The 21,881-nt window shown below is 38.4% G+C and carries 21 protein-coding genes and 1 riboswitch; of the genes, 9 read left to right on the forward strand and 12 right to left on the reverse strand.

The window, feature by feature from the left end; genetic code table 11:
* Nucleotides 1-79 precede the first annotated feature (79 nt).
* The 3 genes from MWU56_RS16175 to MWU56_RS16185 all read right to left on the reverse strand — a co-directional run bounded on the left by MWU56_RS16175 (nt 80) and on the right by MWU56_RS16185 (nt 3,157).
* On the reverse strand, nt 80-1,087 hold the full coding sequence (locus tag MWU56_RS16175; protein ID WP_247046290.1) for a 3-oxoacyl-ACP synthase III family protein: 1,008 nt from the start codon (nt 1,085-1,087) through the stop codon (nt 80-82).
* Nucleotides 1,088-1,184: 97 nt separating this feature from the next.
* The gene (locus MWU56_RS16180; protein ID WP_247046292.1) at nt 1,185-2,495 is read right to left on the reverse strand and encodes an ABC1 kinase family protein; all 1,311 of its coding nucleotides are present in this window, start codon (nt 2,493-2,495) and stop codon (nt 1,185-1,187) included.
* A gap of 5 nt (nt 2,496-2,500) precedes the next feature.
* Nucleotides 2,501-3,157: a TetR family transcriptional regulator C-terminal domain-containing protein gene (locus MWU56_RS16185; RefSeq protein ID WP_247046294.1), complete on the reverse strand. Its 657-nt coding sequence runs from the start codon at nt 3,155-3,157 to the stop codon at nt 2,501-2,503.
* Nucleotides 3,158-3,473: 316 nt separating this feature from the next.
* Between MWU56_RS16185 and htpG the strand changes: the two genes are divergently transcribed.
* The 3 genes from htpG to MWU56_RS16200 all read left to right on the forward strand — a co-directional run bounded on the left by htpG (nt 3,474) and on the right by MWU56_RS16200 (nt 6,872).
* Nucleotides 3,474-5,360 (forward strand): molecular chaperone HtpG, encoded by a 1,887-nt coding sequence (htpG, locus tag MWU56_RS16190; protein WP_247046302.1) that lies wholly within the window; start codon nt 3,474-3,476, stop codon nt 5,358-5,360.
* Nucleotides 5,361-5,605: 245 nt separating this feature from the next.
* Nucleotides 5,606-5,962 (forward strand): hypothetical protein, encoded by a 357-nt coding sequence (locus MWU56_RS16195; protein WP_247046304.1) that lies wholly within the window; start codon nt 5,606-5,608, stop codon nt 5,960-5,962.
* Between the two features lie 277 nt (nt 5,963-6,239).
* Nucleotides 6,240-6,872: an MOSC domain-containing protein gene (locus tag MWU56_RS16200; protein ID WP_247046306.1), complete on the forward strand. Its 633-nt coding sequence runs from the start codon at nt 6,240-6,242 to the stop codon at nt 6,870-6,872.
* A gap of 50 nt (nt 6,873-6,922) precedes the next feature.
* Here MWU56_RS16200 and MWU56_RS16205 read toward each other — a convergent pair whose 3' ends face one another.
* The gene (locus MWU56_RS16205) at nt 6,923-7,300 is read right to left on the reverse strand and encodes a hypothetical protein (RefSeq protein WP_247046315.1); all 378 of its coding nucleotides are present in this window, start codon (nt 7,298-7,300) and stop codon (nt 6,923-6,925) included.
* A gap of 214 nt (nt 7,301-7,514) precedes the next feature.
* On the opposite strand from MWU56_RS16205, the gene MWU56_RS16210 reads away from it, so the two are divergent.
* Nucleotides 7,515-8,387, forward strand: coding sequence for an AraC family transcriptional regulator (locus MWU56_RS16210; RefSeq protein WP_247046328.1), 873 nt, complete (start codon nt 7,515-7,517; stop codon nt 8,385-8,387).
* 5 nt (nt 8,388-8,392) lie between these two features.
* On the opposite strand, the gene MWU56_RS16215 is transcribed toward MWU56_RS16210, so the two are convergent.
* Nucleotides 8,393-9,163, reverse strand: a complete 771-nt coding sequence (locus MWU56_RS16215; RefSeq protein ID WP_247046330.1) for a S1/P1 nuclease — start codon at nt 9,161-9,163, stop codon at nt 8,393-8,395.
* 139 nt (nt 9,164-9,302) lie between these two features.
* Here MWU56_RS16215 and MWU56_RS16220 point away from each other — a divergent pair, with 139 nt between their 5' ends.
* Nucleotides 9,303-11,501, forward strand: coding sequence for a DUF5916 domain-containing protein (locus tag MWU56_RS16220; RefSeq protein WP_247046332.1), 2,199 nt, complete (start codon nt 9,303-9,305; stop codon nt 11,499-11,501).
* Nucleotides 11,502-11,586: 85 nt separating this feature from the next.
* On the forward strand, nt 11,587-12,279 hold the full coding sequence (locus MWU56_RS16225) for an SIR2 family NAD-dependent protein deacylase (protein ID WP_247046344.1): 693 nt from the start codon (nt 11,587-11,589) through the stop codon (nt 12,277-12,279).
* Here the strand turns inward: MWU56_RS16225 and MWU56_RS16230 are convergent.
* Entirely contained in the window at nt 12,269-12,721 is a 453-nt protein-coding gene (locus tag MWU56_RS16230) for a heme-binding domain-containing protein (RefSeq protein ID WP_247046346.1), read from the reverse strand. The two genes, MWU56_RS16225 and MWU56_RS16230, sit on opposite strands and share 11 nt — an antisense overlap.
* Before the next feature lie 35 nt (nt 12,722-12,756).
* Between MWU56_RS16230 and MWU56_RS16235 the strand changes: the two genes are divergently transcribed.
* On the forward strand, nt 12,757-13,329 hold the full coding sequence (locus tag MWU56_RS16235; protein ID WP_247046348.1) for an adenylosuccinate lyase: 573 nt from the start codon (nt 12,757-12,759) through the stop codon (nt 13,327-13,329).
* A 46-nt stretch (nt 13,330-13,375) separates the two neighbouring features.
* Nucleotides 13,376-14,719 (forward strand): adenylosuccinate lyase, encoded by a 1,344-nt coding sequence (gene purB / locus MWU56_RS16240; RefSeq protein WP_247046357.1) that lies wholly within the window; start codon nt 13,376-13,378, stop codon nt 14,717-14,719.
* Between the two features lie 78 nt (nt 14,720-14,797).
* Here the strand turns inward: purB and MWU56_RS16245 are convergent, their stop codons facing one another.
* From MWU56_RS16245 to MWU56_RS16265, 5 genes are all read right to left on the reverse strand, one after another.
* Nucleotides 14,798-15,613, reverse strand: a complete 816-nt coding sequence (locus tag MWU56_RS16245; RefSeq protein ID WP_247046360.1) for a mechanosensitive ion channel family protein — start codon at nt 15,611-15,613, stop codon at nt 14,798-14,800.
* A gap of 127 nt (nt 15,614-15,740) precedes the next feature.
* Nucleotides 15,741-16,280, reverse strand: a complete 540-nt coding sequence (locus tag MWU56_RS16250; protein ID WP_247046361.1) for a DUF4252 domain-containing protein — start codon at nt 16,278-16,280, stop codon at nt 15,741-15,743.
* Between the two features lie 114 nt (nt 16,281-16,394).
* Nucleotides 16,395-16,934, reverse strand: coding sequence for a DUF4252 domain-containing protein (locus MWU56_RS16255; protein WP_247046363.1), 540 nt, complete (start codon nt 16,932-16,934; stop codon nt 16,395-16,397).
* Between the two features lie 11 nt (nt 16,935-16,945).
* On the reverse strand, nt 16,946-17,380 hold the full coding sequence (locus MWU56_RS16260; protein WP_247046371.1) for a hypothetical protein: 435 nt from the start codon (nt 17,378-17,380) through the stop codon (nt 16,946-16,948).
* Nucleotides 17,367-17,876 carry an RNA polymerase sigma factor gene (locus MWU56_RS16265; protein WP_247046374.1) on the reverse strand — a complete coding sequence of 170 codons (510 nt, stop codon included), beginning with the start codon at nt 17,874-17,876 and terminating at the stop codon, nt 17,367-17,369. The genes MWU56_RS16260 and MWU56_RS16265 overlap by 14 nt, the downstream gene beginning before the upstream one ends.
* Before the next feature lie 213 nt (nt 17,877-18,089).
* Here MWU56_RS16265 and MWU56_RS16270 point away from each other — a divergent pair, with 213 nt between their 5' ends.
* Nucleotides 18,090-19,571, forward strand: a complete 1,482-nt coding sequence (locus tag MWU56_RS16270; protein ID WP_247046376.1) for a S41 family peptidase — start codon at nt 18,090-18,092, stop codon at nt 19,569-19,571.
* Between the two features lie 139 nt (nt 19,572-19,710).
* Here MWU56_RS16270 and MWU56_RS16275 read toward each other — a convergent pair whose 3' ends face one another.
* Nucleotides 19,711-21,573: a TonB-dependent receptor plug domain-containing protein gene (locus MWU56_RS16275; RefSeq protein WP_247046384.1), complete on the reverse strand. Its 1,863-nt coding sequence runs from the start codon at nt 21,571-21,573 to the stop codon at nt 19,711-19,713.
* A 68-nt stretch (nt 21,574-21,641) separates the two neighbouring features.
* A riboswitch (cobalamin riboswitch) is annotated at nt 21,642-21,864 on the reverse strand.
* Between the last annotated feature and the right edge of the window lie 17 nt (nt 21,865-21,881).

The following is a 21,881-nucleotide window of genomic DNA, read 5'->3' on the forward strand; positions in this document are numbered from 1 at the left end:
GGTTATCTTGTGAGGGCATCAATCAAAAAACCCCGGGCACAAAGGCTCGGGGTTTTATTTTATTTGTACTAATTGAAACTTACCATCTTATAACCACACTGCCCCAAGTAAAGCCACTTCCAAAGGCAGCAAGCACCACCACATCACCTTCTTTGATTTTTCCAGATTCCCATGCTTCCGTCAAAGCAATTGGAATAGATGCGGCCGTAGTGTTCCCATACTTCATGATATTATTAAAAACTTGGTCGTCCTTTAATCCAAATTTCTTTTGGATAAATTGGGAAATCCTCAAGTTGGCCTGATGGGGTATCAGCATATCAATATCTGTAGGAGCTAAATTATTTTTACCCAACCCTTCCATGATTACCTCACTAAAGCGGACTACTGCATTTTTAAACACAAACTGCCCATTCATGTGGGGGTAGTATGATGTATCTTCGGGATCGGCATCTTCAATAATATCGGTTACCCAACGTTTACCCATACCCGGGGCAACCAAAGAGAGTTCTTCGGCATGTTGCCCTTCTGAATGTAAATGTGTTGATAAGATTCCTTTTGATGTATCCTCTTCACGGGTAAGAACAGCAGCACCTGCTCCATCCCCAAAAATTACGGAAACGCCTCTACCTCTTGTGGTCATATCCAAACCATGTGAATGTAGTTCAGAGCCAATAACGAGCACATTTTTGTACATGCCGCTTTTAATGTACTGGTCGGCAACGGAGATACCGTAAACAAATCCGGAACATTGATTTCTTACATCAAGTGCGCCGACGGTTTTTAGACCCAAATCGCGCTGAACCAGCACTCCCGGTCCTGGGAAATAATAATCTGGGCTCAGCGTTGCAAAAACAATAAAATCTATATCATCTTTATCAATACCCGCACGTTCAATTGCCTTTTCAGCTGCCTTTACGCCCATCGTTGTAGTCGTATCGGTACCTTGTACAACATGGCGCCTTTCTTTTATCCCTGTGCGCTCTTGTATCCATTCGTCATTCGTGTCCATCACTTTAGACAAATCGTCGTTAGTGACCACATTCTCAGGGACATAAAATCCCAATCCTGATATTCTTGAGTTATACATTACAAAGTTCTTAAATAATGAATCATTAAAAAATCCTTAACTAAAAAACGGAAAAGTAAAAAAATATATCCCAGGAACTGAATATTTATCAATAAAATTAGTCCATGTATCTTTTAAATTGGTTCACTTCCACTTTAGCTTTAAGGTCGTGCAAGAGATTATAAAGTCCAAAAAACGTACGGTTTATGTACAAAAAATGTTTTGACCCACGGTTTCCGTTCATTTTCCGGATTTGCTCATCCTTGGAATACCTTTCACTAAGGTTGGCGATGTTGGACCAAAAATCTTTATCCCCAAAATCGAATGTTTCTTTATGGAACGGAGAAGTAAAAATGGTGAGCATTTCTTTGAATAGAGCTTTAAAAAATTGTAGCTCCTCTTCCGAATCCGTATGCGTTAGGATTTCCAATTCATACAGCTTTTCCATAAACACCTTATCGTTATTGATGTTCTCTTCTTTCGCCAATTCAAAATAAGGTACATAAAACTCTTCTGGTATTTCTTTGATGCATCCAAAATCTATGGCAATCAACTCTCCTCTGGGACTAACCAAAAAGTTGCCTGGATGCGGGTCGGCATGTACTTTTCGTAATTTATGGATTTGAAACATGTAAAAATCCCAAAGTGCCTGTCCCAAATTATGCGCCAATTTTTCATCAAAATCGGTTTGGGTGAACTCCCCTAAATGGGTTCCTTCCATCCAGTCCATCGTTAAAATACGCTGACTGGAGAGTTCCCGGTAATATCTTGGGAATTTTATGTTCGGTATTATGGAGCATTCCGTTGTAATTTCATGACTTTGCTCCAACTCCAAAATATAGTTGGTCTCCTCAACCAACTTATGTTCTATTTCCTTGAAATATTTATCGGAATCCTTCCCTTTTAAATTGAACATTTTGACTGCAACAGGCTTTACCAAGGCCAAATCACTACTAATACTTTCTGCTACCCCTGGATATTGAATCTTGACTGCCAGTTTTTTACCATTCTTTTCGGCTCTGTGTACTTGTCCAATACTGGCAGCGTTCACTGCCTCTTTTTCAAATTCATCAAAAACATCCTCTGGATACTCCCCTAAATATTTATTGAAGGTTTTACGTACCAATGGTGCCGATAGAGGGGGAACTGAGAATTGGGACAGGGAAAATTTTTCCACATAGGCCCGGGGCAAAAGGTTTTTTTCCATACTGAGCATTTGTGCCACTTTGAGGGCACTTCCCTTCAAACTTTTGAGTCCATCGTAAATATCTTCGGCATTATTTTGGTCCAGAGTGTCTTTTGAGGTCTCGGAATCAACCAGTTTTTTTCCATAGTACTTCACGTAGTTGCCGCCAATTTTGACCCCTGTCTTCACAAGCTTTCCTGCTCTTTCAATTTTCCCTGTGGGAATGGTATCCAAACTTTTCATCGGCCTTATACAAATTTTTCCTTGTAGAGGAATTTTCCAAAGTCCACGATTTTCTCCAATGGTGCACTTTCAAATATTTGAAAAATAGTAGTTACGGATTTCTCTATGGCAATGTCTGTTTTTTCAAAACCGGGAGAGCCATCTTCCATCCAAAATTTTAAAATGAACATAAACTGTAACCATGCGCCTTCGGAGAACAAAGGAGCATTATATTTAAAGATTTTTAAGTTCTTCTGATCATTACGCTCTTCAATGAGCGTGGAAGCAAAATCCTTAATTCTTTTTCGGAGACCTTTAAGCTGCATAAGTCCTTCCAAGGAGTATTTATGTTCTTTCATTATAAACAATACATAACTCCGGTTCAATGTAAGGTTCTCAAAAAACGTGAAGAAAAAGGTAAGCATCTTTTCCTCATTGGTCATTGAGGCATATTGCTTGTTCTTTTCCATCAGCGCATAACTATTGTCAAAGAATTTGTTCCAAATGGTTTGCTGCAATGCTTCCAACGAACCAAAGAAACCATAAAATTCTTCTTCCTTTATCTTCTGTTCTTTACAGAACTTGAATACCGAGCTCGGCCCTTTTTCTTTTTCCAATACAGACCTCATGTACAGGCTTATAATTTTATCCTCGGTGATTTTGGGTTTTGCAGTTTTTGCCATTGTATTTCTTTTAAGTTTTGTTAAAACATGAGTATGGTATCGGACTTGAACTTTTAAAGAAAATGCACTTTCAAGCGAAAGTGCATTTTCACAACCTAACCAATAAATAAACAAATTTGTTATAGTAAAACTGTTTCATAGCAAATTTCCCATAACACTGTAAATATAATATTTTGTTTAATGTTTTTTATATTTTAATAAACAAAGTTTTGTTAAATCTTTTTTCAACTCATAATGCCAACTAAATGTCAGTTTGTCATATTTAACAATGTGGTATTTTTTTTGACTGAATAGACTAAAAGAAAAAAATTAAACGATGGCAACAGGTAAAATCAATGTTTCAGTAGAGAACATTTTTCCCTTGATCAAAAAATTTCTGTACAGTGACCACGAAATTTTCCTAAGGGAACTTATTTCCAACGCTACGGATGCAACCTTAAAGTTAAAACACCTCACTTCAATCGGAGAGGCCAAGGTAGAGTACGGCAACCCAATGATCGAGGTAAAAGTGGATAAGGAGAACAAACGCATCCATATTGTGGACCAAGGAATTGGTATGACAGAGGAAGAAGTGAAAAAGTACATTAACGAAGTAGCTTTTTCCGGAGCGGAGGAATTTTTGGACAAATACAAGGATGCAGGTAAAGATTCTGGTATCATCGGACATTTTGGCCTTGGTTTCTATTCTGCGTTTATGGTGGCGGAAAAAGTAGAGATCATCACAAAAAGTCATAAAGATGAGCCTGCAGTGCATTGGAGCTGTGACGGTTCTCCCGAATTCACCATTGAACCAAGCGACAAAACCGAAAGAGGTACGGAAATCGTACTACACATTGCAGAAGATTCCACGGAGTTTTTGGAAGATGCCAGGATTCGTGAACTATTGGTCAAATACAATAAGTTCATGCCCATTCCAATCAAATTTGGAACAAAAACAGAAACGCTTCCAAAACCAGAGGATGCTAAAGAAGATGATCCCGCACCAACCAAGGAGGTGGATGACATTATCAACAATCCAAACCCTGCTTGGACCAAACAACCTGCCGATTTAAAGGAAGAGGATTATAAGAGCTTTTACCGGGAACTATATCCAATGCAATTTGAGGAACCATTGTTCCACATCCATTTGAACGTGGATTATCCGTTCAATCTAACGGGTATTCTGTATTTCCCTAAGCTTACCAATGACCTGAGCATTCAAAAAGATAAAATTCAATTATATCAAAACCAAGTATTCGTAACGGATAATGTGGAAGGTATTGTTCCTGAGTTTTTGACCATGCTCAAAGGGGTCATTGATTCACCGGACATTCCTTTGAACGTATCCAGGTCTTATCTGCAGGCTGATGGCGCCGTGAAGAAAATCTCTTCCTACATCACCAGAAAAGTGGCAGACAAATTAAGCTCTCTCTTCAAAAATAATCGTGAGGATTTTGAGCAGAAATGGAACGACATTAAAGTAGTGATCGAATACGGAATGCTATCCGAGGACAAGTTCTTTGAAAAAGCAGATAAATTCGCTCTTTATCCAACAATTGATGGTGATTTTTACACTTTTGAAGAGTTAGAAGCCAAAATCAAGGACAACCAGACTGACAAAGATGACAAATTGGTAGTGTTGTATGCTTCCGACAAAGAAGCACAACACAGTTATATCGAAGCAGTAAAGAGCAAAGGATATGAAGTGCTTTTATTGGATTCTCCTATCGTACCACATTTGATGCAGAAACTGGAGACATCCAAAGAAAATCTGTCTTTTGTACGCGTAGATGCCGATCATGTGGACAACCTCATCAAAAAAGAGGATACAACAATTTCTAAACTGTCCGAAGAGGAAAAAGAGAAAGTAAAGACCGAAATTGAAGAAGTGACCAAGGATAAAGGGTACACCATTCAAATGGAGGCCATGGAAAGTAGTGCTTCACCATTTATTATTACCGAGCCGGAATTTATGAGAAGAATGAAAGAGATGCAACAAACCGGAGGTGGTGGTATGTTTGGTATGGGCAATATGCCAGATATGTACAATCTTATTGTTAACACCAACCACGAGTTGGTAAGCGAAATCTTGAACACCAAGACTGCTAAAAAACGTCAACGGTTGATTAACCAATCCTTGGATTTGGCACGCTTATCAAAAGGATTGTTGAAAGGCGAAGAGCTTACAAACTTTATTGCCCGAAGCTATGATATGATCAAATAACTTTAGTTTTATCATAATCAACAAGGCAAACCGCTCATCATGAGCGGTTTTTCTTTTTATAACTATCTTGGTTGGATAAATCTATAATGCTGTAAGCAACAATGACCACAACAGCCCTGCCTTTAAAAAAATTTAAGATTCCCATGAACAGCAAGATTGGGAGTTAAAATTGAGGATCTCTGGTTTTACCATTTTTGGACTTCTAGCGGCTTGGAAACTGTTTTGGTATTTTAAAAATTAAAGATATGGCCCCATGGCATCTGTACTTAATGACTGGAATGTATGTGCTGGCAGGAGCAATGCATTTTATAAAACCAAAAATGTACATGCGCATTATGCCTCGGTACCTTCCTTCCCATAAATTTTTGGTGCATTTAAGCGGTTTTACGGAAATCTTATTGGGAATAGGCCTTTGTTTTGAGCAAACCCAAAAACTAAGTACTTTCGGAATTATCTTGATGTTGGTAGCATTTTTGCCCGTACATTTTTACATGCTTTCAAGTAAAAAAGCATCTGCCGGCATTCCCAAATGGATATTGATTCTTCGAATACCCCTTCAATTCTTTTTGATGTATTGGGCTTATTACTATGTTTACCTTTAAAAGAGCGTTTTACCCAAAAGTCAAAACCCATTTGGAAAAATATAATACATAACTTTTTTTCACCTCTTACAGATATTGGCAGTGCTAACTTTTTCGCATCCACAATGGTATATTGTTCAGTTATCGATGGAGATGTATTCTTTTTATCTTTCTGAAATTGGGCTATTGGTAGGTTATAACATGACCAAGAAACTGGAAAAGGACGATTAAGTTGTCCTTTTTAATATTTAGACAATGAACCACTTCCACAAGCGATGGTTTTTTATAACTTGCTATCATGAAAGTTATCTCTACCAACCTCGGGGCACCCACTAAAATTATTTGGAACGGCAAGAAAACATCGACAGGCATTTATAAATTTCCTGTGGAATCACCGCTTTTATTGGATATAGAGGACGTTCAAGGTGATACAGTCGTAGATAGAAAACATCATGGAGGCATTTATAAAGCTTGTTATTTGTTTGCTGCTGACCACTATCCCTATTGGAAAGAAAAATACCCCCACCTGAAATGGGATTGGGGCATGTTTGGTGAAAATTTGACCATGGAGGGATTGGATGAATCACAAATTAAAATTGGCAGCATTTATAAACTGGGTACTGCAATGGTCCAAATAACGCAACCACGGGAACCTTGTTACAAATTAGGCATTAGGTTTGGCGACCAAGGGATATTAAAACAGTATATCGACCATGGTTTTCCCGGCACCTACGTACGTGTTGTGGAGCGGGGAACAGTTACCGTTGGAGATTCCATGGAACTTGTGGAGGAATCCAAAAGCCCTTTGACCGTACAACAATTCTATAATTTTATTTTCTCACCAAAAAAGGACCAAGAATTGGCACAACAGGTAATCCACAATCCTGCGATTCCATTGAGCAAAAGGGAAAAATTTAAAAAATGGGCATAAAAAAAGGGAGCCTCTCGGCTCCCAATGCACATAAAAATTAACTAAACAAACTATCTTACCTCCATAGTTTTTGTGTAGGTACCAAATTTGTCCACTACAACTATGGTATATTTATCTGTAAATGCTCTTTCGAAGTTGAACGCCTTCTCAACTACGATATCACCATCGATAGCTTCGTCAAAAACAAGTCTGTTTTCGCTATCATATACTTTTAAAAGCACCTTTCCTTTAGAAACGTTCAAAAGGTTCATCATAATTTTTTTACCTTTTGTTACGAATACTGGATCAAGGTTAACTTTTACCAAATTCTTTTCAACTTCATACTTGGCCATTACTTTTTTACCCAAGTCGATTGTTTCTGTATTTGCCATCCCGATCGCACTGATCAAAAGAGCTGCTACTACTGCTAGGTTTTTCATTACTTTCATAACACTTCGTTTTTTTAAGATTACAGTACAAATGTAGATTGTAATAGTACATTGGAACACCACTCTTTTTTCCAGTTTATATGCTATATTAACATAGTAAATGTTTTAACATAGGGTTAATGATAAAATAGCATAACTTTGGGGTAACATTATAGATATTTGATATATAATTACATTTTTACACCTTGTCGCAGATAAGATAAAATCACTATAAATGATTCAAAAACCGGCATTTGAAGCAATTGCCCCAAGTTTTGGCCATTCTTTTACCTTTCAGAAGTTCAATGAGAGTAATGAGAACAAAAACAATGGTTGGCATTACCACCCGGAATTGGAGTTGGTTTATGTAAACGGGGGATCAGGAAAAAGACAAATCGGGAGCCACGTATCCTATTATAGGAACGGTGACCTTATTTTGATAGGGTCCAATTTGCCGCATTGCGGTTTTACTGATAAACTTACCGGTAATAAAAGTGAGACCTTGGTGCAAATGAAAGTAGACTTTTTGGGTAGCGATTTTTTCAACATTCCAGAAATGAAGAATATCCAGAAATTGTTCGAGGTTGCCAAAGGTGGAATTGCCTTTTCCGGTAAAACCAAATTAAAGGTTGGAGAAAAAATGGAAATTTTGGAATACCAAACAGATTTTCAACGATTATTGTCCATTCTTAATATATTGAACATTTTGGCTACCTCTAAAGAAATAAATGTTTTGAATGCGGAAGGCTTCGCCATAGAAACGGAGGTAAAGGACAACGATCGAATCAATATTGTCTTTAACCATGTAAAAGCACATTTTAAAGAAGATATTAGCTTAGAGCAGATTGCCGATTTAGTAAGTATGACGGTACCTTCCTTTTGTAGATACTTTAAAAAAATCACCAATAAAACATTTACACAATTTGTGAATGAGTACCGTTTGGTACATGCTTCCAAACTATTGGCGGAGCAACCCATGAGCATAACCCAAGTATGTTACGATAGTGGTTTTAATAATTTTTCGCACTTTAATAAATCCTTTAAAGCGTTCACGGGGCAAAACCCATCAGAATATCGAAACCAATTAAAAACTGTATTGCAGTCATAAACTTATTACCCGAATACATCGTTCAATATCTTGGCCAGCCGCAGTCCTCCTTTTTGGAGTTGTTGGAATAAAAGCTCGTTATGGTCATAAGAATAACGGTACCCAAGTTTTTCACCGACTTCTACAGATTCGTACAAATCTTCACATATATCGTGAGATTCATCAACCCAATCATAAATGGTTCCGGCTTGTATCTCTTTTCGCTTTTCCCTGCTTACATTTTTCAATTCCGAAGCAAGTTCTGTATAAGTCATTCCGTAGGATTCTATCAAATTTTTGTCCCACACCCTATGTAAATTACTGCCTTCACCAAACCATTGAACTTGTATATCATTCCCCCCTTTATCGTCTGCCCTACTCGTATGCATGGGTTGGTGCAGGTCTCCAACGAAATGAACCAGCATTTTTAAGTAAAAAATTCGATCAGTCCTTGCATTGTTCTCATCCTCTATTTGAGCGATACATTCCTCAATAGCTGTCATAATATCACCATGCTCACTTTTATTGGAATCCTTATACCTCATTCCGAGCGGATAGTTCACATAGTGCCAAGCGGAATACTTTGAATAGGCCCGATCAGCCTTTATGTCATCTGCAAATGTGGAAACAAAGGCTAGGCTATGGCCATCCAATAAATCATGTATTGCTCTTTTGGCTTTACCTGTTAAATATTCTTGTGCAATTTCACCTGTAACACGGTGCCCTGTTTTCCCCCAAAAGGCATTGCTAAAAACAACTACAGGAAATAATAGAAACAACAATAAGGATTTTTTCATTTTTTAACGTCTCTTATTAAGTATAGGTATTCACAAAGCTAATTTTCGGAATGTTTTATAAATGAACAATCTGTTTAACAGTTTTGGGTTATTTTTAACTATACCTTACATTTGAACTACCAACTAAACTAAAAAACTAATGGCCAAGCTTTATGTTGCACTTCTTGCAATAATGCTTCCTTTTACCTTCTATTCACAGACCGGCAAAAAGGAAATCAAAGTAAAATACACAGATGCTCAATTTAAAATCGACGGTATTTTGGATGAACCTGTTTGGGGAACCTCTGATATCAGCGATAGTTTCTATCAATTTTTTCCTGCCGACACAATTCCCGCAATCAAACAAACTGAATTTAAAATGTTGTATAACAGCACAACATTATATGTTGGGATAAAACTACATGCTGCGGGCGATGATTATGTAATTCCATCCTTACAAAGGGATTATGGTGCAGGTGGCAACGACAATATAAGTATTCTTTTTGATACCTTCAACGATGGTACAAATGCATTTTTGTTTGGGATGAATCCGTTCGGAGTACGTAGAGAAGCCTTAATTTCTGGTGGAGGGCAAAACACTAATGGTTTTACAACATCATGGGATGTAAAATGGCAAGGTGAAACAAAATTGTACGATGGCTACTATGTCTGTGAAATTGCCATTCCACTCACATCTTTTAAATTTAAACAAGGAGAGACAAAGTGGAGGTTCAATGCGTATAGATTTGATATGCAGTCAAATGAGCAAAGTACATGGGTTAGGATACCACAGAACCAAACGATATACAATTTGGCATTTATGGGAGATATGGTTTTTGAAAAACCACTTGGCAAATCAAGAACTCCTGTGGCCCTCATACCTTATGTTAATGGAATTGCAGCCAAAGATTACGAAAACAATGACAGCTTCGAAAATCTAAACATTGGAGGCGACGCCAAAGTTTCTATCGGAAATGGAATGAACCTTGATATCACCGTAAACCCGGACTTTTCCAATGTAGAAGTTGATGATGTAATAACCAACGTTACCCGTTTTGAAGTATCGCTCCCCGAAAAGCGCCAATTTTTTATAGATAATAGTGATCTATTTGGAACATTTGGCACCGAAGAAGATTATAACCCCTTCTTTTCCAGAAGAATCGGTCTTGCACAAAATGCTGAAGGACAAACGATAGAAAATGGAATCATTGGAGGTATAAGGCTCAGTGGAAAATTAAACGAGGATTGGAGATTGGGATTTTTGAACCTTCAAACAGAAAAAGACGAGGCCAACGAAATAGCGAGCAACAACAATACAGTGTTCGCCATTCAGAAAAAGATGTTTTCCCGTTCGAATCTTAGTTTCATTTTTGTAAACAGACAAACTTTTGATGATTACGATTTCTTGGAGGAGGAAGACCGTTATAATCGTGTTATGGGTCTGGATTACAACTTAGCTAGTGCAGACAATACGTGGACTGGTAAATTCTTTTACCACAAATCCTTTACACATGGCGTGGAAGACCGGGATGATGCTGGAGGAATGAGTATTAAATATAATTCAAGATTCTTCAACCTAGGTCTTAACGGAAACTTTGTGAGCAACAACTTCCGTTCCGATCTCGGATTTGTTCCAAGAACGGACATGTTGTTCGTAAACCCTACGGCCGAACTTATTTTTTATCCTTCAAAAGGAAAGCTGAACTCTCATGGGTTTGTCGCTTATCCAGAATTTGTATGGAGACCTACTTTGGACTATAAGAATACTGATTACTTCATTTATACAGGGTGGCAAGGGCAATTTAAATCCCAAGAAGAGATTTCCATTAGGTTGTTTAACCGATATACTTACCTATCCGATTCTTTTGACCCAACAAGAACGGAAGGCGGTTTTGAATTACCCGGAGAAACCGGCTATTATTATACTAGTGGGGAATTGGAGTTTGCAAGTGACCGAAGAAAAGTTTTTTCATATTCCTTAGAACCCGGTTATGGTGAATTTTTCAATGGGACACGATTTGTCTTTGAAGGTGAAATGAACTTGCGTATTCAACCTAAAATGAACATTGCACTAGGGTTTAATTACAACTCCATTAAATTACCTGAACCATACGAAAGTGAGGATATTTGGTTGGTAACCCCTAAGATTGACCTGACTTTTAGTAAATCCGTATTTTGGTCAACGTTGATTCAATACAGTAATCAATTGGATAATCTAGGGTTTAACTCAAGGCTACAATGGCGTTTTGCACCGCTCTCCGACCTCTTTTTGGTATACAACGATAATTACTTTGTAAACTCATTTATGCCCCGGAACCGTTCCATTAATTTAAAACTCACGTACTGGCTCAATATCTAACAAAAGTTAAAAATCGAGTATATTTGGAAGCATTGATCAAGTAGTGGTTTCGTGCCAATTTTAAATTGTAAGAACCCGCCAAAAAATGTCCAAACAAAAAATTGTAGTACTAACAGGAGCAGGTATGAGTGCCGAAAGTGGACTAAAAACTTTTCGGGACGAAAATGGGTTGTGGGAAGGCCATGATGTAATGCAAGTTGCCTCACCACAAGGGTTTTCCAAAAATCCAGAATTGGTTTTGGAATTTTATAACCAAAGAAGACGTCAATTACTGGAGGTCTCCCCGAATCAAGGACATTTGGCCCTTGCACAATTGGAACGAACTTTTGATGTGAGCATTATCACACAAAATGTAGACAACCTTCATGAACAGGCGGGTAGTTCGCACGTTGTGCACCTGCATGGCGAGCTCCTCAAAGTACGGAGCACCGTGAACGAAAATCACATATTGGACTGGAAGAAAGATTTGGTATTGGGAGATACCGACGAAAACGGAAATCAACTACGCCCACACATTGTTTGGTTCGGCGAAATGGTTCCTATGCTGGAAACCGCTACACAAATTACTCAAAAAGCTGACAAATTGATTATTGTGGGAACCTCAATGCAGGTGTATCCCGCTGCAAGTTTAATACATTACGCACCCAAACAAACCCCCATTTATTTTATAGACCCAAGACCCAACATCCGTGCGTCGGATTTTGAGAATCTGACCATTATTCCTAAAACGGCAGCCGAAGGAATTCCCTCGTTAGTGGCACAACTATCTAATAATTAGCTCTGGTTTGTTCGGCCCAAGCCACCAATACACTAACTTCATCCTCTGTTAGTTTTGCATCCGAGTGTGTCCAAGTATATTCGTTCAAGGGCATGTTACCTTCTTTCACTTCTTCGATGAGCTCTTCAAGTTTATGGTCTTTCTTTTTAGTGTCATAACTAGTCCAACTCGAAAAATCCAAATGTTTTTTTCCGTCTTCAATATGATCTGCCAACCAATAAGAGACCGGTGCAATATTATTGTACCAAGGATATTCGGTATTTGCACTATGGCAGTCGTAACAAGCAGTTTTCAATATTTTCTTTACTTCTTGGGATGGTTTGGCCTCGTTTTCAAAGGCTGTCACATAATCCCCTTCCGATATATTTTTTTCAGGACGTAAAAATTGCATCCCCACAAGCACAATCAACAGGGCAATTGCGATTTTTTTTACTATTTTCATCACATACAGGATTTTAGTAAATATATTGATTTTTTGTGACCAAAGAAGAACTACATATTTCCCTAAATTCCGGGAGGATATCCAAATCACAAATCGATGTTTTGGTTTCGCAGTTGGAGAAAGAACCCCAGTTGGCTCGAATACTTTTTGATGAAGTTTTGTTGGAGAATAAAACCGGAACGTTTAATGCCAGCTGGACCTTTGACCATTTAATGCGAAAGAAACTCGTCTATTTGCTACCCTTTTTTGAAACCTTCGTAAATGGGTTGTCCAAATTGGAATCCGAATCTTGTATCCGCCCCATTGCCCATGTTTGTGAAATGGTCTGCGAAGCTTATTTCAAAAAAAAGGACCCGGTTTTTATCCAAAATATTACGGATGACCAGCTTGAAAAAATATTGACCTCCTGTTTTGATTGGCTTATTGGCCCAATGAACATGGCTCCAAAAGTGTTTGCCATGACAAGCTTATATTATTTAGGATTAAAGTTTGGCTGGGTACACCCCGAACTCAAATTAGTTCTAGAAGATAGCTACGCATCTGGAAGCACAGGTTACAAAAACAGGGCAAAAAAAACTCTTGATAAGTTGGCCAAAATAGGCATCTAAACTGTAGAGTTTAAGTATCTTTGAGGCTTTCAAAATTTTCTCGACCATGTCCTTGACACCACTAAATGCCATTTCGCCAATAGACGGCAGATATAGAAACAAAACCGAGGCCCTAAAAGGCTATTTTTCGGAAGAAGCCTTGATTAAATATCGGGTTCAGGTAGAAATTGAATACTTTATCGCACTTTGCGAAATTCCTTTGCCACAATTGGCGGATTTCAACACCACTTTGTTTCCCCAACTACAGAAAATTTATAAAGAATTCTCTGCAGATGATGCACAAGTGATAAAAGACATTGAAAAGACCACCAACCACGATGTTAAGGCCGTGGAATACTTCATCAAACAAAAGTTTGATGCTTTAAACCTTCAAAAATACAAGGAGTTTATCCACTTTGGACTAACCTCGCAGGATATCAACAACACCGCGATTCCACTTTCCATCAAAGAAGCAATGAACGACGTGTACGTGCCTTCTTATCTGGAAGTTTTTGAAAAATTGAAGGAGTTGGCCAAAGAATGGGAAAATATACCCATGTTGGCAAGAACACACGGACAGCCTGCCTCCCCCACCCGTTTGGGCAAGGAAATAGATGTTTTTGTGGAACGTTTCAAAGAACAGTTCAATTTATTGAACGATATTCCTAGTGCGTCAAAATTTGGGGGTGCCACAGGAAATTACAATGCCCATAAAGTAGCATACCCAAATAATGATTGGAGGGCGTTCGGAAAACAATTTGTACAGGAAAAATTAGGGCTTCACCATTCTTTCCCTACTACACAAATCGAGCATTACGACCATATGGCCGCTTTATTTGATTGCTTAAAGCGAATCAACACCATTTTAATTGATTTGGACAGGGATTTCTGGACCTATATTTCCATGGATTACTTTAAACAGAAAATCAAAAAAGGAGAAGTTGGTTCATCGGCAATGCCACATAAGGTAAATCCCATCGATTTTGAAAACTCGGAAGGAAACCTTGGTCTTGCCAATGCTATTTTTGAGCATTTATCCGCCAAATTGCCTATTTCCCGATTACAACGAGACTTAACCGATAGTACAGTATTGCGTAATGTTGGGGTGCCTTTTGCCCACACCATAGTTGGTTTCCAGTCTACATTAAAGGGATTGAACAAATTGGTGCTCAACCAAGCTAAGTTCGAAAAAGATTTAGAGGATAACTGGGCCGTGGTGGCAGAGGCCATTCAAACAATTTTGCGACGCGAAGGATATCCAAATCCTTATGAAGCACTGAAAGGTTTGACACGTACCAATGAGAAAATCAACCAAAAATCCATTGCTGATTTTATTGAAACCTTGGAGGTGTCAGATGCCATTAAAGCTGAGCTAAAACAAATAACCCCAGCGAATTACACCGGGGTTTGATTATCTGTAGTCAATCGGGGAGGTAACCAATAACCTTTAAAACCCTAATGACTGCACTCGATATTATTGTATGACTTCTTATGCTTCTTTATGGATTTCCACTTGGTGTGGATAAGGAATTTCAATTCCAGCTTCATCCAAGGCAATTTTACAGTTTTCATGGATTGCAAAATACACATCCCAATAGTCCTCAGGTTTGCAAAAAGGCCTAACTGCAAAATTTACCGAACTATCCGCCAGTTCCATCACATTAACGGATGGAGCAGGGTCTTTTAAGACTTTTGAATTGGAAGTCAGTACATTCAACAACACATCTTTGGTTTTTTTAATGTCTTCATCGTATCCCACACCTATAACGGTATCTACCCGTATTTTTCCCTCAGCGGTATAATTAACTATGTTTCCGTTAGCCATGGCTCCGTTGGGAACAATCGCAAGCTTATTTTGCGGGGTAACCATTTTTGTTGTGAAAATTTCAATTTCTTTCACGACGCCTAGAATACCTTGAGCCTCGATAAGGTCTCCGATACGATAAGGCTTAAAGATCATGATCAATACACCCCCAGCAAAATTGGACAGCGAACCTTGTAATGCTAATCCCACCGCTAGACCTGCTGCTGCAATCACCGCAGCAAAGGTGGTAACATCCACACCCAGTCGTGAAATAACTATAATAATCAAGAACACCTTTAATGTCCAAGACAGTAAATTCAATAGAAATTTTTGGAGTGATTCATCATATTTACCATTTGACATTACCTTTCTGCTTCCCCCAATAATTTTATTGATGACCCAAATACCCACAATGTAGATTATAAGTGCCGTAATCAATTTTGGACCAAATTCTTTGGCGAGTTCAATACCGTAATCAAACCATTCTTCTGCTTTTTCCATATTATTATAGTTTAGTTAGTGTTCTTGTTTTGAGATACTAAGATACTAAACTAGGTCACCTGATATCCGCTAAAAATAAAAAAGAGCGACAAATGTCGCTCTTTACTAAAAATTTATAACGTTAATCTTAGCCCTTCAAAAAATCTCCAATTTCTCCAAGCCCCTCCCCTTTATAATCAGATTTCTGAAGAGCTTGCATTAATTGCATAATATGTGCTGGATTCATATCCTTTCCCAGTACACGTACCACGGCAAAGCCCTTTTCTTTGCTATCTCCATAAATGATTACCTCTTCAATGGCATCCTCATCTCCCAAGTACTTTATTACACCCTTTCCATATTGTGAATTTATTTTCATAAGTTCCACAAAATGGTCGCCTTTTAAAATCTCTCGTATCTTTTTCTTTTCAATCTCGTATTCAGCCACATTATCGGTATTCTTTTTAAAAGCCAGAAGATTGAATTTTCGCAGTGATTCTACAGCCTCTTTTTGTGTTGGGCTTAGATCTACCCCATCCATTTTAAGAATACTGGCTGGAACGTCTATGGACAAAAAGTTTGGATTTTCAGAATTGTCCACATAATACTCTTGCAAGCTCTGCTGCGAAGCACAGGAAGCCAGAATAATTGCTCCAGAAAGCAAAATAGTTTTAATAAAATGTTTCATCTTTTTCGTTTTTTGATTGATTGTATCAACTGATTATCAGTTGACAATAATAAGTTGGAGTTTTATGCTTTTTGTTACAATTCCCAACCCGATTATTGTCAACCGATATCGTATTTAGTTTTTCTTACTTGCTTCGTTTAGTTCTTCGGGCAAGTTCATTTTCTTGGTCAAAGAACTGATTTTGTTCAAATCAATATCACCGGTTAGAGATAAGATTACCGTCTCGAACCTTCTACCATCAGCCTCTACATTCTTCATTCCTGTAACGAACATTAACAGTTCGCTCACATGGTCGGAATCCTTGCCTTCTTTAATATAGAATTTAACGTTGGCATCCTTATCCTTCACTCTCATCAATTCTTCCATTTTGGAAGATTTTAGATAGCTGTCCACAGAAGTCTTCATATCATCTCCGATTTTTGTGTTTTCAGTGGTAAAGACTTTCAAACTCTTCAAGCTACTGGCAATATCCATAAAATCTTGTGCTTCGGGATCATCTACCTCTACATCTATCTTTGCCAATAAGTTGAACATGCTTTTGTTCACCACTACGGATGTTACATCGTCCAAATCCTCGAACTTATCAAAAAGGGACTGTGAAAATCCTGCCAATGGCAATAATGCGGTCAATACGATTAAAATATACTTTTTCATCTTTTACGTTTTTAATTGTTGTTGTAAATTTTTTGTTTTGCTGTTTCGAACTCATTCAGATAAGCTACCTTTTCTGTTCCTCTTCCAAAATTTTCCGCTAAGAGCTCAAATGCCTTTTTGGTTTCCTCGTAGGCATACTCCACCTTTTCTTGTTCCAAACGCTTTGTTTCTTGGTATTGATTACCAAAATAAATGCCAAAGGCCAAAACTACTGCCGCTGCAACGGATAACCACTTGTAATAATTTACTCTAGGTTTTAATGGTACCTGCTTGGTGTACTTTTCTTCCTTGGCGATGGAAAAGTAGTTGAACATGGGCTTGTACTGTTCCAAGTGGGGTGCTACCTCATCTTGTGAAAAATATGCCCTAAGTGCTTTTTCTTCGTCCACTGTCGTAGTGGCCTCGAAGTACTTTTCCAATATTTTTTCTATGTTATCCAATTCCATAGTTATGTTTTTTTATCAATTCTTCCCTTACTGTTTTTCTAGCCCTTGACAATGCCACGCGCACTGCCGTTGGTTTCATTTCCATGAGTTCACATATCTCGTCAAACTCATATTGCTCTACATCACGTAGTTGCAAGATCATTTTTTGTTGTTCTGGCAAATCTTCCATGATTCGCTCCATCCAGTTTACACTATCCTCGGCTTCCACCTGTTTCTGCAAAGAAGTGTTTTCATCCCTATAGTTGCTGTGAACCAATTTAAGATTTCCAGCTTGTTTGGATTTTAAACGGTCCAAACAAAAGTTTTTTGTCATGGTCATAGCAAAAGCCTCTACATTTTTATACTTCTCCATGGACTCATTTTTCGACCACAACCTCAACAAAATTTCTTGAGTGGCATCTTCAGCCTCTTCCCTAGAAACCAACAGGCGCTTTGCCAACCTGTAAAGTTTGTCCTGAAAAGGTAAGACTACATTTAAGAATTCCGTTTGTTTCATTTTGGTTGACTCAGTTGATCATCTACTTTTTAATCTGTCTATACTATCACGACGACACATATCGAATATTGTTACAAAGAATTTGCAAATTCCCTATATAAACTTACTTTGCATGATAAACTTACTTAATTGCCCCATGAACTTTTACTCAAACTAATATACTCCTTTGATAAAATTGGAATAAAATTTGAGTGAATTCATAAAAATTAACTTATGAAAAAGTATTTCGTTCTCTTTTTAGGATTATCTCTGGCGCTTTTTTCGTGTAGTGATGACGACAACAATATTCAAAATAACAATACCCTTGAGCCTGATCCAGGTTCGGAAGAAAATGTAGCCGCGCAAAACTTTATGTGGCAGGCCATGAACCTATGGTATTTTTGGCAAGGTGATGTAGACGATTTGGCAGATGACAGGTTTTCTTCTGATGCCGAATACACGGAATATCTTGAATCATTCGACAATCCTGAAAGCTTCTTTGAAGATACACTTTTGTTTAGCGAAGACCGTTTTAGTTTTTCCAACGAAGATTATGACGTCCTTGTAAACAGTCTTTCCGGAATATCGCAAAGCAATGGTCTGGAATTTGGGTTGGGACTGATCGGCGATACAGAAAATGTTTTTGGTTTTGTACAATACATATGGCCAGACTCGGATGCATCAACCAAGGATATTCAAAGAGGTGATTTTTTTACCAGGGTTGATGGTGTTCAACTTACTGTTAGCAATTACGTAAGTTTACTATATGGTGACAATAGTAACTACACATTGGGAATGGCGACCGTTGAGGACAACGCTATTTCCGATATTGACAAAGAGGTTGAGCTTACTAAAATAGAGAATCAGGTTGAGAACCCGATTTTGGTAGCTGAAACATTGGATGTAAACGGTACCAAGGTCGCCTATTTAATGTACAACCGTTTTTTAAGCAGTTTTAATGAGGACCTGAACGCTGCCTTTGCCCAATTTGTAGCAGATGGAGCTACCGAATTGGTTTTGGATATGCGATACAACCCAGGAGGCTCCGTAAACACTTCTCGCCTTTTAGCCAGTATGATCTATGGCACAAACACTAGCGATATTTATATTAAACAGCGCTGGAACGCCAAGATACAGGCACAATTGACCGAGGAATACCTCACCGATTATTTTGCAAGTTCCACAGGGACCAGCCCTATCAACACTTTAAATTTAAATCGGGTTTTTGTATTGGCTACCGACGATTCAGCATCCGCCAGTGAATTAGTAATGAACGGACTTGACCCATACATTGATGTCATCCATATTGGTCTGACCACCAGGGGCAAAAACGAATTCTCTATCACCTTAGTGGATGATTCAATCAATAATTATATATATAATAGTGATCGAGAAGACAATATAAACTCCCAAAATAGTTGGGGGTTGCAACCCTTGGTAGGTAGAAATGAAAACGCAAATGGGTTTTATGATTACACCAGTGGTTTAACGCCGGATATTGAACTTGAGGAAGATTTGTCCAATCTTGGGGTTTTGGGAGATGTAAACGAACCACTGTTGGCACGTGCACTTCAAGAAATTTCGGGAGGTTCTGCCAAAATTGACTTTACCGTGGAAATGCCTGCAAAATCATTCTCTTCTTCAAGGTTGCAAACGCCTTTGAAGGACCATATGTATTTGGACAAACCACTTCCAACCGATTTGGAGTTGAAATAAAAAAGGAAAGCTGTCTAAAAAATCAGTGTTTCGTCAACCTGAACTCGTTTCAGGTTCTCATATCGATTATAAATCAATTTAATGAGATTCCGAAACGAGTTCGGAATGACTACGACCTTTTTTAGACAGCTTTTTCCTTTTAAAGGTTTAGACTAAGTCCAACGCTAAAGTTTCTTCCTCGGGTAGTGTATCCGATAATTTCTATAAAATCCTCATTCAATAAATTGTCCGCATTCAAAAACACGTTCAGTTTGTTCGGAATCAATTCATGGTTGACCGAAAAATTCAGCAACGAAAAGGGCTCTAGAGCAATATCTGAATACGTAACAAAATCAGTATCCAAACGATCTCCGGTATAAGCATAACTTAACGAAGCATTGGTACTTTCACAAAACTGATACCAAAGTGAAACATTGGCCTTGTGCTTAGGAATACGGATTGCATTATCACCTTTTCTTTCAGTAAAGGTGTAATTGGCGTTCACACTAAAGTTATTCCAAGGCACCCAAGTCGCTTCCACCTCTACCCCATTGGCATCAATTTCATCTGCAATGTTTATACTTGTAAAACTCATGTCATACCCAATGGCATTTGTTTCATTTCTATCAAAATAAACAGTACTGAACCTCAACTTATCATTCAGTTTAAACTCCACCCCGCCTTCTATGGTCGTATTTTCCTCTGGCTCTAAATCAGGATTTCCGCCATAAGCACCGAACAATTGGGTTAAATTAGGCGTGATATAAGACGTAGCATAAGATCCCATCAATTTTAAATATCCATCTCCTGTGTTAAAAACATAGGACGGGTTCACATTGTACACAAAATGGTTACCATATTCAGAATGGTTGTTTAATCTAGCACCAGCATTCAGGTTCAACCCAAAGTCTGACACATACACTATGTTGGCATAAGGATCAACAATGGTAAAATCAACATCCTCAGTAAAAACCGCTTCATCCTTAATATAATTTACTCCCAAAACGGTATGCCACTTTTCAGCAATCACATATTTATTATAAATGTCCAAAACCACATTATCACCTTCAAAGGTGCTTTCACCATAGGTATCATTAGCAATCGACTCATAGTCAGTATACGCAGCATTTATATAAATAGAACCCACGCCATACTCAAATGTAGATGATATACCCACTCTTTGCTGTTCGTTTTGTCCCAAATTCGAAGCATCGGTCAAAGAAGCATCGTATTCATTTTTAAACTTTGTCTGGTTACCATATATTTTGATGCCAAAAGCATCTGAAAACTGATACCCTAACTTCAAATTGGTGCTGTAGTGCGAAAAAACATCCTCTTCGTTCTTAGGAGTTACCGCTGCGGACAATCCACTTTTACGGCGATTTGAAAAATCCACGCCATAATTGAACTTTCCAAGCGTACCATTTACAGAGGCCGAATTTTGAATACTACCAAGGTCGTAACTTTGGTCATCTGCAGTTTGATTCGTACCAACACTAGTCTCAAAATTTCCTGCTATCTTCTTTGCTGAACTCTTTTTGGTAGTGATGTTGATCACGGCCGTCGCAGCGTTTGTACCATAAAGTGTACTGGCAGCTCCCTTAATGATCTCGATGGACTCAATGGTTGCGGGAGAAAGCAACCGAAGGTCATAATCCGCAGAAAATGTCGATGGGTCCGAAACACGTACCCCATCAATGATTACCAATACTTGGCGACCACGACCACCACGGGAATAGACCCCGAGAACAGAACCATCTCTACCTCGACTCCCGGCGATTTCGATACCGCTTTTGGTGTTAATAATTTCAGCAACCGTCCTGCCCTGATTGCGTTGCATCTCCTCAGCAGTAATCTTGATCACCGTTTTTCCTGAGTTTTCTCTTTTCAGTTCAAATTTTGAATCGCTGACAACAACTTCGTCCAGTTGCTGCACACTATGTGAATCTTGCGGTACATTTTGTGCAAAAATTCCCTTTCCAGCCAAAATAGCGGTAATCAACCATAAATGTTTTTTTTTCATTTCGTTTAATCGAATAAACGGGAGAATAGTATGTGTTGCATACGTAAACTTTTATCCCGAAAGTTTAACATTGTTTGTTTGAATTTGGCAGGTCTCCTGGCTCGTTCAATGTTACTGACCCTTCCCATCCAAAAAATGAACAGTGGTTTTGTAGAAAGTAACATCCTCAATATTGAGGTGCCAAAACAAGTTTGGTATAAACATACAGTTGCGGGAACAGCTCCGGTATTGCACCGGATTCCCTTTTAATCCCACGGAAACTCCGTGCGAACCAAAATTCGAGGCCAAAGCTAATCAATCTGTTTAAT

It is taken from the genome of Allomuricauda sp. F6463D (assembly GCF_023015965.1).
Classification (GTDB): Bacteria; Bacteroidota; Bacteroidia; order Flavobacteriales; family Flavobacteriaceae; genus Flagellimonas.